Genomic DNA, 15,237 nt, shown 5'->3' on the forward strand with positions numbered 1-15,237 from the left:
CCCTGGGCGTGCCGGTGTTGTCAATGCGCCGCAGGGGCCTTGGGCTTGAAGCCAATCCTGGCTGCGCACTCATCGTCGCAGACGAATTGCGAGCGGCCTGCGATCCTGCGGAACTGGCCTCCGGTGACTGGCCTGTGCTTGCTGCAGACGAGGCAGGAACGCAGGTAGGTACCGCCGGTGCCGGCGAACTGGGATCCCGTTGGCTTGCTGATGAAGCGCGTGCCGTCCGCGTTGGTCTGGTGTTCCGCGTAGGAGGCGTAGGGCGTCGAATCCAAGGTGCTCATGAGGATCTATCGGCAGGAAAGCGGGCTGTGTGGAGTGCTAGCCGCGCGGGGCAGCCTGTTCGACTTCGGCATGTGCTCCGAACGGTGCGTCGGTGACCTGGTCGTGCAGGCGGACCTTGCCCTCTTCGCGAGGGCTCGCGAGCACACTCGTCTGGAAGGCCATGTTGGCGATCGTGAGCGCCGCGCCAGGCCGATCCGACAGTTCGGCGAAGACTGCTCCGGAGTCGATCGCGTAGACGTTGCCCAGGCGCGTGGCGACTGGTGGGGTGTATGGCCGGCGAAGATCCGGCCGATGCCAGGGACGCCCCGCGCGTCTCCGCGTTTCAGGCGCTCGCGACCGCGCAGGCACGATTCCAGGACTTCTGCATCGCCGTCCTCCAGGCCGGCGACAAAATCCTCCCAGTCCATGCCGCGGGGAACCTCGCCGTGAAGGACGCCGACGGTGCCGCGTGTGCTCTGGACTTCCATCGCATAGGGGAGGGCGGCGAATCGCTTCAGGAGCTCGGCCCGCTCCGGCGCGGTGAGCTTGGCGATCCAGCCCATCCCGTTGAAGTTGATCCGCGAGAGCACTTCAAGGGTCTCGTCCGGATCGTCGTTGTCCAGGTGGAGATCGATCAGATCGGCCTCGTGGTTGCCTCGAACGGCATAGACATAGGGCTGCGCGAGGAAGCGGCCGGCCCGGTGGGAGCCGGCGCCCCGGTCCACCAGGTCGCCGACGCTGAAAAGGCGGTCTCGGGTGCGTGCGAAGCCGGCGAGCTGCATTGCGTTCCAGACGGAATCGTAGGCCCCATGCACGTCTCCGATCACGAAGTCGCGGCCGGCCCGGTTGCGCTCCTGCCTAACGATTCGCGGCGAGGTGGTGGCGATCTCCGTGAGCTCGAGGCGCAGCTTTTCGAGCTGGGCGCGTGTGAAGCGCTCCATCACGCCGTCTCCTCCTCCTCGTCGGGGATCGGGAAGGGCGAAGTGCCGGCAAGGTGTCGAAGATCAAACCGCGGCCCGAACTCGCGTGCGTGGGGAATGTCTTCTCCTGCGATGCTGTGGCTTTCGATGATGCGAAGGGCCTCGTTCAGCTTGTCGGTGCGTGAGCGGTTCCCAAGTAGGACCGAGCTGTCGGCTGCGCGCCGGGCCATCAGTGCTTCATGGCGAGCGAGCGCGTATGTCCAGAGCGCCCGCACCAGCTCGGCGGAGGCGGCCGGGGTGAGGCGGGCCTTGCGATACTGCTTGCGGTCGGCGAAGACGATATCGAGGGCGTACGGGCCCCATTCGGGAGGCATGCCCGAACTGGTCGCCGTGATCGAGGTGGGCATGCCGGCCTTGGGAGCTGGCGCGCTGGCGGTATCGGGCTCGCTGAAGAGGTCGAGGCTGGAGGGTGTCATGAAAGTCTTTCGAACGCCCGATGTCTGGCGGATCTGTTCGCCTCTTTCGTTCGCATTAGAGTATCGTAGCGGAATGGAAGAGATTCAGGGAAACGCGTCTACGTGCTCCCTCTGTACGCTCGAGAACCTCTCTCCAGGAAACTGTTTCTCTGGCGCAACAGCCCCGCCGGAACAGCCCTGGCGCATCAATCAAGTTGGACAGCGAATCGGATGGCAATGGCGAAATCGAAGACGGTGGCCCTCTCACCCGGGAGGCAGGAGGCCCTTCGTGCGCGCGCAGAGAAAATCGCGGCGATGGAGGCGACGATTACAAAGGGAATCCGCTTTGGCGGCCTCCCGGTCACTCCGATGTCGCAGGCGACCAACGATAGTCCGCGTGCGGCCAGCCCTGTTCATGCACGGGCTTACGTGTTGTCGAAGCTGCGAGATCGTGGGGTTTCTAGCGCGGTCCCGCTCAAGCCGGGAGTTTCGCTGGAGGAGGCCAGGGCGATGGTCGCGGAGTCCCCGCCGCGAACGGATTGTGGTGCCATCGTACGGCGCTACCCGGAACTCCTCGCCCTTGTTCCTGAGGCTTTGCGCAGCTACAGCCTGTGCGAGATAGCGATGGTGAGTTCCATGGGCGCGGCTTCGGTGTTCGAGCACGTGCCCAAGGCGTGCTTGGATGAACCTACGTGTCTGCGGGCTATTGCTGGCGACCCTCGCTCGCTGCGCCTGATTCCAATCGATCGAAGGACGACTCGCATCGAGATGAAGGCTCTATCCCGGGACCCGGCCCTACGATTGCATGCCACCCGCCCTGGCGTGTTGGATGCTGTCGATCGTGGGTGGACGAGTGCGGGATTGCTCAAGGTTGCCGAAGAAAGGCGCACGTTCAACGCGTGCGTCAACGCGATGGTGGTTGCCAGTGATCGTTCAGCGCAGCAACGCGTTCTCAAGTCAGTTGCCCCGTCGAATGTGAAGCAGCTCTTTCGAAGCGGGCGAGCGGTGAAGCACATCCATGACGAGTTCTTCAGATCGGAGCTTTTCGACTTGCTGATCAAGGCAAGCGGTGGTCGCGCGGTCCTGCACTTTCCGCAACTGACCACGGAGCAGCTTGAGCGGGCCGTCCAGATAGCCGGTCGCGCGATCACCTTCCTGCCAACGAGCTACTGGTCGGAGAAGGTATGCGCCCTTGCCGCCGGGCGTTCCCCGGGTGTGTGGGCGCTCATCGCCGAAGAGATGGGCGTCGAGTTCTATCAGCGCGTGGTTGCCCTCAGCGCTGGAATGACCACGCCCAGCGACCCAGAAGACGAGGCCTGGAGCGACGACGATATCTTCGCGGGCCTTCCCTGGGAGCCGGATGAGGACGATGACGAGGACGCGAGTGAAGCCGCCGAAGGGGAGACTGGCGTCCCCAGTCGCTGAGGTCGCGCAGGCGAGCCGGGCGCTCCGCGCGAACTGGTAGCCTCGACGCCCATGAAAGAGGCGTTCGAGTGAGATATTCAGCAAAGCCGATCGAGGATTACGGGCGGGTCGTCGACGGTGAGTTCCGCGGCCCAAGCACCCTGCCTGCCCTCAAGCACGACCTGGAGGCGTGGAACCTCGCCTACCTGTCCTTCAACTTCGACGCGAAGCCGGTTTGCCCTTTCCCCGAGTTCGGCCACCTGGTCGCGAAGTCCATGCGCACTGACCTGACGACCGGGATCTCGCATCCCGCCGGCGTCCCGCTGCCGCGCCAGCTCACGATGCGCCCGTTCCTGCGCCAGCGGCCGCGGGAGTTCGTCAGCACGATGCTGGCGCATCCGATGGTGCGCAGGCTGCCGCTCTACAAGGGGTTTGGCGAGGACTGGATCAAGGTGATCTTCGAACGCAGCTGGATCGGAGGCGAAGTGGCCGACGGCGGGCTCCAAGAGGAGGCTGGGCTGCTGGAGATGCGGCGTCTGATGGACAGGCTTGCCCGGCAGGTAACGCCAAAAAAATAAATAATCACGCTGCCTATTGTTTGGGCACCGCAACGGAAGCCACGCCAGGCGCAGCTCCGAGGGGTTGCTCAGGCCCTTTTCCACAGAGCTGTGCACAGGCCCCGGGGAAAAGGGGGGCTTGACACGTCAACCGCGAGGGCGATTCCCTTCGGCGCTTTCCTCGGCCTCCTCCTCGGCAGCGTGCTCCGAGCTCTCGGAATCGCCTCGCACCTTGATCCGCGTCACCTGCGATAGCACCGCAGCCTCCTCGATCATGTCCGGGCGCGGCATCTTGAAGACGGGTTGCTCGAACTTGCCGCCATCGAAGCGGTAGAGGTATCGGACTTCCACCAGGCTGCCCACGGCGGGCAGCGCCTCGCTCGGCGGAATCGTCACGTTGCCGAGATCGATCATGGCGCCGGTGTCGTCCCGCAGGCCCACCGCGACCGAGCGCTGGGCGTTCTGGCGCAACACCAGGCAGGTTGCCGTCTCGGTGAACTTGGACTTCAAGCTGTTCTCGCTGCGGCCGGTTTCGAATGGAGCGTCCAGGCGCTTGTACACGAGCCCCTCACCATCCGCGAAGCGGATCCACTCTGCCCGTCGACGCTTCGCCTCGGTCGTGAGGTCGAGCGGGATGACGTCCAGCCAGGGAATGTCTCTGGTGATCTTCTCGAGCTGGTTGAAGCGCTCCAGGTAGGGCATCGGACGGTAGTCCTGGCCCATGAACTCCAGCAGGTCGAACGCCTTGAATCGGTCCCCGACGTGCTCGCCGGGAATGATGGTGCGTCCATTGGAGGTCGGGCCGACCCAGTGCTGTGGGATGTCCACGAAGAGTCCGCGCCGGTTGGTGCCGCGGATCGTGGTGCCCTCGCAGATCAGGATGCGGTTCTCGCCGTCCTCCTTCCGCTGCAGGCCCCAGGCCGAATCGGACAGAAGGCGCTCGGCCTCTTCTTCCGTGATCGCCGTCGGCAGCTGCGGCAGCTCGCCGCTCTTGCGCCCAGCGAGGTCGCTTGCGGTGTAGAGCGTGCCCGACTGGTCCGGGGTGTAGCCGCCCGAGGTCTTCTCGCGCACCAGCTTGTCGTAGATCTTCCTGGCCGCCTCGTAGGCGATGGGAGTTGCCGTCTTGGTGCCGGTGCGCAGGGTGCCGCCGCGCGGGCCGTTGCCATAGTCGACCACCCAGCCGGCTTCCTTCTGCCGCAGGTGTGCCTGGTAGACCTTGTCGGAGCCGTTGCCGGTGTAGAAGAGGAAGCTGGATTCGGGGGCGTGTTCGAGAGTGGACATCGTTCGCGTCGCGTCAGGTGCGATCAGGTGGGTTCAGGGAAAAGGATGGCGGCCAACGCGATCACGACGGTCTCGCCGCCGAGCATGCGCGTGCCAAGGTTCTCGCGGCCGGGCTCGTCGAGCTGCATGAGGCCCCAGTTGACGAAGCGCGCACCAGCGTTCGTCAGGCCGAGGTAGTTGGGGAAGACCTCGTAGGGGCGCGGCTGGTAGCCGGCCTTGGTGCTCGAGCTCGGGATGGAGCTTGTTGCGCTCGACGATCCAGGCCCTGCAGTCCCGCTCCGGATTCCTGGAATTGCTGCGGTTGAACTCCTTGGCCCAGTTGGTTTCCTCGTGGTCCATCACGCGCCAAACAATCTCCGCTGGTTCGCCCATGGCCTCGCCGATGCGCCTTCGCGCGTGCTCATCATTCAGGGTCTGTCTCGGATCCATTGCTCTCTACCACCTTCACAAATTCATCACTGGAACGGACGACCGCGGTGAGCCAGCCGGCGGCAGCCGCGTCGTCCAGAAAATCTTGCTGCTCATCGCTCACCGTGCCTTGGTGGGACTTCACTTCGATCGCCAGCCCGGTATATCGGCAGGTCGGGCTTGGAAATGGAAGGATCCAGTCCACGACGCCCTTGCGTACGCCCATGGCGCGCATCTTTCCCGCCTCGCCGCGGCTGCGCAGGCCGCCGTTGGGCACGTGCATGAGCCATCGCAGGAAGGGATAGCGCCCCTCGTGAGCGAAGACCCATTCCGCGCAGGCTCTGTGGATCAGGTCCTCGGTGGGGTGTCCGCCGGCCACCGTGAGCTTCCGTGGCTTCCTGGCGCGCGCTGGCGGCGTGGGCGCTTCGAGCTCGGGCGCCAGCGCGTTCGATCGTGCGGCCGCGGCTGGCGTCAGGGAGCCGCCGCGAACTCGCGGGCGCCCCGATCCTGCCGATCGCAGGACCTCGGAGTCGGGTGTACCTGCAGGAGCCAGACCCAATTGGGCGCGGTACTGCGCTGCGGTCATTCGTTCGAATGCCGCGCCGGGCAAGGCGCTCACCGGGTCTCCTTCCACGGGGAGGACGTCGGAGCGGGGACCTTGAAATCGCGCCCCTTGAACTGGGCGACCAGGTCGTTGTCGTCGAGCCAGCTTTCGATCACGATCGCCTCGAGCTCCTTTGTGCGGATCTCCTTGCTGGTCTCCATGACGATTCGGCCGGCTTCCTCCTTGAACGCGACCATGACCTTCAGGCTGTCAAGCGCGACCACCCGCCGTGGCAGCTCGACCGCCCGGGCCGCGATGCGGCCAGTGGCGAGCGACCGGATGACGAACGCCGCCCCGACGAACGCGCCGATGAAGCCGCTCACGATGGCGGCCACGAAGAGGCCAATGACGGGGATGTCGATCATCAGGTCAGCCGCGCGGAGCCGAGCTGCGGTCGTCGTCCAGGTCCTCTTCAGCCCGCTGGGCTGCGGCTTGAGCATGCAGGTCGCCCAGAATCGCCGCGCCAACCTGGCGCCGGCGCTCGCGTTCCTGTTGCGACATGGGCGTGTTTCCGATGGTCAACGGCGTTTCGTCGGGGTTGTAGACCATCGAGAGCGACTTGCGATCCCAGATGACGAAGGCGAACGAGTGGCGGGTGACCACCTGGAGCCCCCGAGCTCGACGAGTCGGTGCGGATACCCGTCGCTGTCGAAAAGCGGGAGAGCCCAGTCGATCTCCTCGCCGTTGGTCGAAGGGTAGTGGGAAGCGGCCACCGCCTCAGCATTTGGCCGGGCTGGGTCCGCCGGGTCTGCGCCGATTTTGCGAACCTCGGCCGGCGTGTGTTCGTCGTCGAGCTGATGCAGCGCTTCCTGAACCAGGGTTCGCACGTGATCACCGCCCCATTGGAAGCCGTTCCATGCGGCGTCTATATGGCCCTCGACGTAGCCGGTGCCCGCGCGCTCAAGGAGTTGGCGCACGGTTTCTTCCGGACGGCCCTGAAACAGGGCGCTACGAGATGGCCTTCAAAGGTGGCGCGAAGAGCTTCGATCTTGGGAGTGGGAAGCCTGCGGAGGTCCAGATTCAGAGAGGTCATGTGATTCGGAAAAGGGGACGGGCGCTCAGGTCGGAGCCGTTTGGCACGAGGCTGCAGGCGAGGGCGCCGCTGCCTTCAGAGAGTTGCGGCAGGCCAGATAACCCTTCGCGCTCGTATAGAAGAAGAACACGTTTTGGACGACGACGCCCCACACGGGCGCGGTGGGTGCGGTGAACGCCCAGACGATCCAGAGGACGTTGGCCAACAGCCAGGCCAGCCAGCCCAGGTACGACCAGCGGTCATAGCGCGCCACGAGCAGGCTGCCGGCCATGCTGATGGCGGCGCAGACGATGTCCATGGTGATTGCGATGTTGAAGATGGTCATACGAGCTTTCGAGATTCGATGTGGGGAAGGGCTTCCTTCGATCGAGATCCCTCGGGGATTCTGCTCGATTTCAGAAATATCTCGTGAAATTCCTAGTTCGTAACAGAATACCGACACGAACCCGAATTAGGCAAGGCAGACTGTGACGAAACCTTTCAACATCCCTCTTCCGACGTTCCACCCCATGCTGGCGCGCGGGCTCCGCACGCTCCGGCTCCGGCCGCCGGCGGCTCCACGGCGATCAAGGCAGTGCACGGCATTGCGGTGGACCCGCGTGCCGTGACGGGTGCCTCTGCGTGCTGGTTCTCGACGGTCGAGGACGCCGACAAGGCGTTCCTGAAGATGTCGAGCTCGCCAGCGTTGGAGGGTTCGACCCTCGAGCGCTTCAAGCTCCTGGTCCCTGCGAGTGCGACGCGCGAGAAGGTCGACGAGATGGTGATGGCCGCCGTGCGCTGGGACGCCTATCTACCGATCGTTCGCAGGGAAGGGGACCGCCGCGCCGCAAATGATTCAGCGCCCCGGCGCCGCTGGGCAGCTACGAGCTGGGGTGGCCGTTTGACGCAGACCCGGACGTGGGAATCAGGCCGAGATCTGGCTAGGCCGTTTCTCGCCGGGTGTGGCGGCGGCCTTTGCGACCGCGATCATGTCCGTGAGCGCTGTTTCGCGATCGAGCTTCGTCAGGTGCATGGGGTGGTTGATGCGCCAGGCAGGAATGCTATCAAGCTCGAAGCGCAGCCGGGCGCCTTTATTCTCAACGGAGATCGGACCCATTCGCTCACCGAAGTGGCTCTTGAGCTGCTTGTCGAAAGACGGGTTCGTTGCAAAGCAGATGACGTGCGGCTGAAGAATCCTCAACTGGGCGTCCAGAAGCTCTCTGGAGAGGCGCTTGATGGCCTGGTACGCGTCGGGAAAGTCCTTCGCTATGGTCGTTGGCGAGGCTCGGGCATGGCTGGCCGCGAATAGGTTGCACCAGCCTAGAGCACCGGCGGCACCGCCCATGCGCTGGTTGCCGCGCTTCAAAAACTGAAGGAACTTGTGCTTCCCCGGCTTCGCCAACAGCACCCCCAGGTGGGCGTCTGCGGAGCGACGGACATAGTCGGCTATCGGCGTGCTGGACAGATCGACCTTGTTCAGCCACCCCTTCGGCGCGCGCCCCACAACTACGATTCGGCCAAAACTCTGGCAGTAGGCGAGGGAAGCCTGGGGAAGGAACACGCCCGAGCGGCCCGGCAATCCCAGGAGCGGTGCGAGCGCTGAAGGCGTGACGATCCGACAATGGGCCTCCTGCAGCGCCTCATTGAGAAGCACGGCGTCGAGTCCCTTGAAGCTGGGCATGCTCGCCGGCGGCGTCGCGGTGGCGCGGATCTCTTGCTGACTGAGCATTCCGCCTACCCCGCCTGAAGCTTTTCCCTGATCGCCCGCGCCGTGAACGTCGTTTTCATCCCCAGCTGATCTGAGACATCCGCATCGTTCATCCCGCGATGGATCAGGCGCGCCGCGTAGGCGTTGCGCACGAACTGCGGTCCATGGAACGCAGCCTGGTGGCCCAGCGCTTCAAGGGTTCGCTTCACGCAGCTGGTGACCACGCGCTCGGCCAGATCCGGGGCGATTGGGCTGCGCGCCGCCCCGAGGCCGCCGGCGACCAGGTCCGCTGCCGGTGCGATGTCGACCTGGCCAAGGAAGAGGCGATTCGACGTGCGGGCGCCTTCCGCGATCGCCCGCCGGGACCGCACGATCCGCAGCTCGGAGCGCATCTCGATCCAGCGCGCGAGGGCGTTGGCGAGCTGGCGCTTCCCGACGAGCGTGCGCGCGGCGACCTGGCGGTGGCCGGGCGAGCGGATCACCACGGTGCCGCCGTCCAGGAAGGAGATGTTGCGCGGAATGAGCTTGCAGACCTCCGACAGCTTCAGCCCGCTTTCGGCGACCAGCAGCCGCAGCGCCAGGTTGCGCGCCGGCGTCCACCCTTGGCGCAGCTGTGCGCGCTCCTCGGCAAACATCCGGGCGGCCATCTTCTCGTAGGCGGCCAGGAACGTCGGGCCTGGAGGCAGAGGCGGGTCGGTCTCGATGCGGCTCTCGGCCTTCTTGCGCTTGCCTTCGAGCACGACCGCTGCCGGGTTGGCGCGCAGGATCCCCGATGCCTCGAGGTGCGTGAACACGCGGTTGATCTCGGCCAAGTAGGTGCGCATGGTGCGCACGCTCGCCGGCGCGTTCTTGCGGCCGCGCAACGATCCGAGGAAATCCTCGATGTGGGCCTGCTTGACCTGGTCGAGCTTGAGCGACTTGGCAGCGAGCCACCGGCAGAACTTGCCCCAGAACGACTGGTAGAGCTTGTTGCTGTGGTCGGTGTAGAGCGCGTCCCTGGTGTTCTCGTCCCCTGCGTGGCTCCAAGTCAGCGTGGCGCGCCACTCCTTGTGCGCTTGGAGCGGGTTCTGCAGCCACGGGAGGCTGCGTGCGGAGGAGGTCGTGATGGTGCGGGCCATGTGACCCGAGGATAAGGGCCCTCTTCGCTTCGAACCCTTCCGACCCGATCTTGGCGTTGCGGCAACGCTGCAGGCGCTACGAAGGCGTCACTTTGAGCGGCTGGATTGCTTCGGTTTCACCGCGGTGGATTTCGCGACGATGGCAACCGCGGCTTCGACGCCTTGCTTGCAGACCGAATAGTCGTTGGGCATGAAAGGCTTCTCGAGAGCGGTCTTGCAGTGCGTGTACAGCGCCTTGTCAACGAACTCGGGACGTTCCTTGGATGGAGGCAGCATAGCCCCCATCTCAATCATGCGGCGCGTCATGTCCTCTGCTGTCCCGCGTGCGCCCCTCACGCACACCCAGAACGAAGTTGCAGTGGCTTGGGCATTGAACTCCTCGCACGCCTCCCGTCCCACCGCGTCAATCATTCGTTCGGTCCGCGCTTTGAAATCGGCGATCTCTGCGCGCTTCTTGAAATCGGACATCTCGTCCGAGGGCTGGGCCGAGGCGATGCATGTTGTGAGGCCCATGGCGAGGGCGGCAAAGGTGATTTTCTTGGTCATATAGCTTGAAGATGGCTCCGCGAGTACTTCCCTACAGATGACTTCAGGAAGCGGAAGCCTGATTGTTCTGGCTGAGTAGGCGTTCAGGGTGACGATGAAATCGCGGTCGGTTGCCTCAAGTGCGGCGATGTAGCCGGTCGTAAGTTGCTGGTTCAGGTCCGTGTGGGCTTGCGTTTTTGTTGAGCAGGGATTCTGCTCGGGCCGCTATCGCGTCACGGACGCAGAAGGCGCTAGATCGTGAAGGAAGGCGAACTTCGTCGTGGGAAAAGCGGGCCGGGCGATCTCCGCCCAGCCTTCGGGGCTGGCGCACGGCTCGAACCCGCGGGGGCCGCCCATGGCCGGAGACACGCGACCGATCTGGCGCCCGTCGCGCTCGAACAGCACGATGTCGAGCGTGCCTTCCGGGTGCACGTACCGGACGCGCCCGAGGCTGTGCTCGTTGGCGATCCACATCCCCGCCCGGAAGCGCGAGGCGGGCACCGCCGCAGGCTCAGGTGACGCTGCTGGCGATGGTACCGGGGCGATGGAGGCGGTGGCGGGGCTGAACGCGCTGGCCATGGCCTGGCGGATGCGCAGCCCGAAGCGGATCTGCTCGACCACCGATGGCCAGTCGCCCGTGAAGGTGATGATCGTGCCGGGGAACTGGTCGGCGTTCGTCCATTCCGGGTGGTCGTCGATCAGGAAGTCGCGCTGCTTGCCCACGCATCCCTTGTCGGACGTGATGATCACGCACGCGGTCATGCAGCTCGGTGCATCTCGATCCAGAGGAGCTTCTCGGTCGCGGCGTAGACGTTGCCACTCGGGATCTTGTTGACATCCTCCCCGCCCAGGACGGGGATTCCTGCTGCTGGACTGCACCTCACGCACGGCCAGCCTCTTCGGTGGGTTCCTGCTTCGCCGGGGCTGCGCGCTTCGTCCTTGCGGACGCCGCGCGTCTGACCACCCCTCCACAGGCAGCGGGCTTCGAGGAAGAGGTCCAGACCGCGTGTCCCGCGGCCAGAATGTTCTTTGCGGCGTTGATGTCCGCATTTTCTGTGTGGCCGCAGGCCACGCAGGCGAAGAGCGCCTGGCTCTTTCTGTTCTCGACCGCCTCGTGTCCGCAGACGCGGCACGTGCGGCTCGTGTAGGCCGGGTTCACGGCCACCACCTGGCCGCCGTTCGCGGCTAGCTTGTACTCCAGCTGGCGCCTGAACTCGCCCCAGGCGGCATCGAGGATGCCGCGATTGAGGCCAGCCTTCTGACACACCTTCTTGCCCGGCTTCTGCGCGCTGCCGCGCGCGGAGGCGCTCATCGCCGCAATGCGCAGGTCCTCGATCGCGATCACGGGATGCTGGGCCGCGAGGTCGCTCGTGAGCTTGTGCAGCCAGTCGTTGCGCTGCTGCGCAATGCGCTTATGCAGCGCGCGCAGCTTCACGACCGCCTTCTTGCGGTTGCACGAGCCCTTGACCTTGCGGCTGACGCTGCGCTGGTAGCGCCGCAGGCGCCGCTGCAGTTCCTTCAGCGCCGCGAGCGGCTCGATCAGGCGCCCATCCGAAAGGCCCGCGAAGTTCGCGACGCCCAGGTCGATACCGAGCGTCGGCGCGACGCCGGCCGCCGGCAGCACGCCGGGCTGATGCGTCTGGATCGCGACATACCAGCGCTTCCCCTCTCGGGTGACGCTGGCATTGCGCAGTTCTCCGGCGACCTGTCGGCTCATGCGCACGCGCACCCAGCCAAGCTTTGGAAGCTGGACGAGCCCATTGGCCGCGTCCAGCTTGAATTGCTTGGGATCCGGGAAACGAATGCCGGGCTCGTCACCTCGCTTCTTGAAGCGGGGGTAGCCGGGCTTCATGCCCGCCTGCATGTTCGCGAAGAAGGTCTGGAACGCGGCGTCCAGGCGCTTTAAGACCTGCTGCTGCGGATGCACGGGGCCATCTGCCAGCCACCGAGTATCCGGCGCTGCGCGCCAAGCTGTGAGCCACTTGCACATGCTGGCAAAGGCTGCGTACTTCTCACCGCGCTCCCTCGCTGCTTGCTGCTCGGCTAGCGCGCGGTTCCAGACCCAACGCATCATGCCCGCGTAGCGCGCCAATTGCTTCTCCTGCGCTGGTCGAGGACGAAGCTGGAAGCGGAAGGCACGGCGAGAAGATTCGGTAGACATGCAAAAACAGTATGGGCAATCAGCAACGATTCACGCAAGGACACAAAGAAAATAAGGCTTCCTTCCCCGTCCTGAACGACGGGGCTTGACGCGGATTTGGGTCAGGCGGAGGCGATCGTGCCGGCCGTGGCGCTGGGTGCGGCGGCAGGTCGCGCACTTCGAACCGGCGCCCGAGCGTCTCCCGGGCCGCGAGCATCGCCACCTGGCTCACGTGTCCACCGGCGGCCTGGCGTTCCTCCAGCTTGTAGGCCCAGTCGCGATGGCCGGCCAGACGCGCCTCCTGCTCGAACTCGATCGTGGCGTGCAGCCTGGCGATGGCGCTGCGCGCGGCAAGCGTCTCCGAGGCGTAGCCATCCGCATCCTTGGTGGCGCGCCCGACGGCCCACGTGAGGCCCCGTTGCTCCTTCACCGACATCAGGTCGGCTTCGGCGAGAGGGGTGCCCAGGTGCTGCTTCAACTTTTTGATGGCGCTCAGCGCGTTCTCGGGCCTCGAGCCATAGGCATCACTGTCGCGGCGCGCGCGGCTCACGGCCCATTCGAGCCCCCGGAACTCGCCCTTCGTGAGGGCTTCGGCAAGGGCGAGGGTGCGCAAGGGGTCTCGGACCATGGGGTGACTCTTTCTCTACGGACTCAGTTCGCGGCACGGGCCGCAACAGCTTGTCGCTCGGCATCCAGCAACACACGGGAGAGGCGCACGCCGAGCGCTTGGCAGACGCCGGCGGCCTTCGGGAAGGTGGGCTTTTTGCCGTCTCCATCTCGGAGAGCGAGGTCACCGAGAAGCCGGTTTGAGCGGACAGCTCCTGCAGCGTGAGCGATCTGGCCAGGCGGCGCTGCTTCAGGCAGGCCCCGAAGCGCGCGGCGTCGAAGGGAGCGGCTGCGCGTCTCATCAGATCTGGCTGCGCAGCGCGCGCGCAATCTCGGGCCAGGACGCGCCCATGAAGTCGTGCACGTCCACTGCGAATGAACGCCACTGGCGGGTCAGCTTGGACTTGATCGCGATCTCCGGACCTTGGCTCGCGAAGAGGTCCATGCTGGCCCAGGCCAGCACCATGCGCGGCAGCAGGGCGCTCTCGCCGAGGTAGCTGGCGCCTTCGGGCTCCAGGGCTCGCATGGTCGGGTGCAGCGAGCGGTGCAATTCGCACAGGACGCCGACGGCCGAGTGGCGGCCGAGCCGGTCCTTCAGGCGGCGAGCCCCACGCTTGTACTTGCCCGATTCGAGCGCGTCGGCCCACAGGGCTGTGATCTCGGGCTTCATCTGGGTGCCGGCCTCGGGGACGCCCGCGCCGCGCACGCTCGCGCAGTTCAGGGACCGCATCGCAGGCGTGATCTCGGTGGCCGGGTGACGGTGCAGGCCGGGCCGCTGACGGCGCGCGGGCGGCAGGCCGTCCATGCTGCGGATCGTGCAGGTCGAGTCGGCCGGCGCAGTCGGCGCCATGGGGATGCGCCCGAAGAGATGGCGGGCGAGGAGGTCAGCTGCGGAGCTCAATTCAGTTGTCCGAGTTGGGTGGACTGGAATGCGGGGCGGTCGGTAGCGCTCGGCTGGGAACCGCGCGCACCGCGCTTGAGACCTTCGCCGTACGCGCGCAGGGCGGCGGCCACGACCAGGATGGGTGTGCCGACCCAGAGGCTGGCGCTCACAAATTGCCATGCCGCGTCCTCGCTGGCCAGGAGGCTCAGCAGGCGGTAGGCGATCCATGGGCTCAGGGCGACGGCGGCGATGAATGTCTTCATAGGTGCTTCGGGGGGCTTGAACTAGGTGGTTCCTCGAGGGCTATCCCCGCGGGTGGTGTGGCGCCAGCTCGGATGGGTGGCGGCGCGGCTTGCGCACGAGCGGGGCAGACGGCTGCGGCTCTGCAATGCTGAGGATGGGGATCGAATAGAGGCACTGGCCGGCGTGCGACCAGAGGTCGAACGTGTACTGCAGCCACTTCGTGCGGCGCTCGAGCACAACGCCCGGCAGCTGCTCGTGGCAGGCGGCGGCCAGCTCCTCGAAGGTGACGGCGGTGGACTTGCCGCTCACACGGAAGTCCACCGAGCCCTGGTTGATCGCTGCCTTGATCGTGAAGCCGCGGGCGCTCTGGGGCGCGGGGCTTTGCGGGGCCTTCTGGCCCTGGTACGCATCCAGCTCCTGCGCGCTCCACAGCGTCGTGGGCCTCATGGGGCTCATCGGCGCGCTGCGCGTCGCCCGGTCCCCGGCGGACTCGGTGACGTCGGCGATCCGGTGCGTCTTGGAGACGGGGGCGTCGTGGATGGAGGGCGCTCTCATCGCGCCGCCTTCCGGGACGTTGCGGTTCGGGCCATCGCGTTTCCGGCGAGCACCCGGCCGAAGCGCACCGCCACGACGAGCGTGGCCAGGACGCTGAAGGGCAAGAGGAAGACGGCGCACAGGACGAGCGCGGCGCAGCCGACCAGGCCCATGCAGAGCAGGCCCACTGTGTCGCCTGCGTGGTCGATCGCCCGGCCGAACAGTTCGGGCCAGCCGCACTCGGCGGCGCGTTCGCGCAGCGCGGTCAGCGCGTGGCAGGCACCCAGGGAGATCAGTCCGGCAAGCATCTTTTCTCGGTCTTGTGTGTGAATTCGCAGACATGAACTGTTCATGCCTATTCGTTTCGCAAGAATAGTACTCTACAGATAAACAATCTCTCAAGGATTCCGAGAACGCGACGATACTCACCCCACGAAAAGCTAGCCGGACGAGCCCAACAGCACGCCGGCCGCAACCCCCACCGCGCAGGCCATGCGAGGCCCTACTTCACCCCAGGACGAGGGGCACGCGGTATATCATGAGTCAGCGCACCTGCCAGCCCCTCCCTCCCTCCC

At 65.7% G+C, this 15,237-nt stretch carries 21 protein-coding genes; 2 read left to right on the forward strand and 19 right to left on the reverse strand.

Annotated elements, in window-relative coordinates; translation table 11 throughout:
- Positions 1-20: 20 nt before the first annotated feature.
- From QZH52_RS25685 to QZH52_RS25695, 3 genes are read right to left on the reverse strand one after another with little or no spacing between them, the layout of a single operon-like run.
- On the reverse strand, positions 21-284 hold the full coding sequence (locus QZH52_RS25685; RefSeq protein WP_301813475.1) for a hypothetical protein: 264 nt from the start codon (positions 282-284) through the stop codon (positions 21-23).
- Between the two features lie 6 nt (positions 285-290).
- Entirely contained in the window at positions 291-1,205 is a 915-nt protein-coding gene (locus QZH52_RS25690) for a metallophosphoesterase (RefSeq protein ID WP_301813477.1), read from the reverse strand.
- Positions 1,205-1,591, reverse strand: coding sequence for a hypothetical protein (locus QZH52_RS25695; protein ID WP_301813478.1), 387 nt, complete (start codon positions 1,589-1,591; stop codon positions 1,205-1,207). The genes QZH52_RS25690 and QZH52_RS25695 overlap by 1 nt, the downstream gene beginning before the upstream one ends.
- Positions 1,592-1,876: 285 nt before the next feature.
- Here QZH52_RS25695 and QZH52_RS25700 point away from each other — a divergent pair, with 285 nt between their 5' ends.
- Both QZH52_RS25700 and QZH52_RS25705 read left to right on the forward strand, forming a co-directional pair.
- Positions 1,877-3,064, forward strand: coding sequence for a hypothetical protein (locus tag QZH52_RS25700; protein ID WP_301813479.1), 1,188 nt, complete (start codon positions 1,877-1,879; stop codon positions 3,062-3,064).
- A 68-nt stretch (positions 3,065-3,132) separates the two neighbouring features.
- Positions 3,133-3,621, forward strand: coding sequence for a hypothetical protein (locus tag QZH52_RS25705; protein ID WP_301813480.1), 489 nt, complete (start codon positions 3,133-3,135; stop codon positions 3,619-3,621).
- 126 nt (positions 3,622-3,747) lie between these two features.
- Here the strand turns inward: QZH52_RS25705 and QZH52_RS25710 are convergent, their stop codons facing one another.
- From QZH52_RS25710 to QZH52_RS25780, 16 genes are all read right to left on the reverse strand, one after another.
- Positions 3,748-4,881, reverse strand: coding sequence for an ATP-dependent DNA ligase (locus QZH52_RS25710; protein WP_301813481.1), 1,134 nt, complete (start codon positions 4,879-4,881; stop codon positions 3,748-3,750).
- Positions 4,882-5,284: 403 nt separating this feature from the next.
- Positions 5,285-5,908 carry a VRR-NUC domain-containing protein gene (locus tag QZH52_RS25715; protein ID WP_301813482.1) on the reverse strand — a complete coding sequence of 208 codons (624 nt, stop codon included), beginning with the start codon at positions 5,906-5,908 and terminating at the stop codon, positions 5,285-5,287.
- A complete protein-coding gene (locus QZH52_RS25720; protein ID WP_301813483.1) occupies positions 5,905-6,258 on the reverse strand; it encodes a hypothetical protein in 354 nt (117 codons plus the stop codon). The genes QZH52_RS25715 and QZH52_RS25720 overlap by 4 nt, the downstream gene beginning before the upstream one ends.
- 4 nt (positions 6,259-6,262) lie before the next feature.
- Positions 6,263-6,496, reverse strand: a complete 234-nt coding sequence (locus tag QZH52_RS25725) for a hypothetical protein (protein ID WP_301813484.1) — start codon at positions 6,494-6,496, stop codon at positions 6,263-6,265.
- Positions 6,497-6,951: 455 nt separating this feature from the next.
- Entirely contained in the window at positions 6,952-7,251 is a 300-nt protein-coding gene (locus QZH52_RS25730; protein ID WP_301813485.1) for a hypothetical protein, read from the reverse strand.
- Between the two features lie 579 nt (positions 7,252-7,830).
- A complete protein-coding gene (locus QZH52_RS25735; RefSeq protein WP_301813486.1) occupies positions 7,831-8,634 on the reverse strand; it encodes a hypothetical protein in 804 nt (267 codons plus the stop codon).
- Positions 8,635-8,639: 5 nt separating this feature from the next.
- Positions 8,640-9,731 carry a site-specific integrase gene (locus tag QZH52_RS25740; protein WP_301813487.1) on the reverse strand — a complete coding sequence of 364 codons (1,092 nt, stop codon included), beginning with the start codon at positions 9,729-9,731 and terminating at the stop codon, positions 8,640-8,642.
- Between the two features lie 87 nt (positions 9,732-9,818).
- Positions 9,819-10,277: a hypothetical protein gene (locus QZH52_RS25745; protein WP_301813488.1), complete on the reverse strand. Its 459-nt coding sequence runs from the start codon at positions 10,275-10,277 to the stop codon at positions 9,819-9,821.
- Between the two features lie 204 nt (positions 10,278-10,481).
- A complete protein-coding gene (locus tag QZH52_RS25750; RefSeq protein WP_301813490.1) occupies positions 10,482-11,006 on the reverse strand; it encodes a hypothetical protein in 525 nt (174 codons plus the stop codon).
- Positions 11,007-11,136: 130 nt separating this feature from the next.
- Positions 11,137-12,417 carry an RNA-guided endonuclease InsQ/TnpB family protein gene (locus tag QZH52_RS25755; protein ID WP_301813491.1) on the reverse strand — a complete coding sequence of 427 codons (1,281 nt, stop codon included), beginning with the start codon at positions 12,415-12,417 and terminating at the stop codon, positions 11,137-11,139.
- A gap of 19 nt (positions 12,418-12,436) precedes the next feature.
- Positions 12,437-13,009 carry a hypothetical protein gene (locus QZH52_RS25760; protein ID WP_301813492.1) on the reverse strand — a complete coding sequence of 191 codons (573 nt, stop codon included), beginning with the start codon at positions 13,007-13,009 and terminating at the stop codon, positions 12,437-12,439.
- Complete coding sequence (locus QZH52_RS38695; RefSeq protein WP_366919322.1) at positions 12,921-13,304, reverse strand: helix-turn-helix domain-containing protein; 384 nt, start codon at positions 13,302-13,304, stop codon at positions 12,921-12,923. The genes QZH52_RS25760 and QZH52_RS38695 overlap by 89 nt, the downstream gene beginning before the upstream one ends.
- A complete protein-coding gene (locus tag QZH52_RS25765) occupies positions 13,304-13,903 on the reverse strand; it encodes a hypothetical protein (RefSeq protein WP_301813494.1) in 600 nt (199 codons plus the stop codon). The genes QZH52_RS38695 and QZH52_RS25765 overlap by 1 nt, the downstream gene beginning before the upstream one ends.
- On the reverse strand, positions 13,900-14,148 hold the full coding sequence (locus tag QZH52_RS25770) for a hypothetical protein (RefSeq protein WP_301813496.1): 249 nt from the start codon (positions 14,146-14,148) through the stop codon (positions 13,900-13,902). Before QZH52_RS25770 ends, QZH52_RS25765 begins: the two co-directional genes overlap by 4 nt.
- Positions 14,149-14,188: 40 nt before the next feature.
- Positions 14,189-14,683, reverse strand: coding sequence for a hypothetical protein (locus tag QZH52_RS25775; RefSeq protein ID WP_301813498.1), 495 nt, complete (start codon positions 14,681-14,683; stop codon positions 14,189-14,191).
- On the reverse strand, positions 14,680-14,970 hold the full coding sequence (locus QZH52_RS25780; protein ID WP_301813499.1) for a hypothetical protein: 291 nt from the start codon (positions 14,968-14,970) through the stop codon (positions 14,680-14,682). Before QZH52_RS25780 ends, QZH52_RS25775 begins: the two co-directional genes overlap by 4 nt.
- Between the last annotated feature and the right edge of the window lie 267 nt (positions 14,971-15,237).

Source organism: Variovorax ginsengisoli (assembly GCF_030486595.1).
Lineage (GTDB): Bacteria > Pseudomonadota > Gammaproteobacteria > Burkholderiales > Burkholderiaceae_C > Variovorax > Variovorax ginsengisoli_B.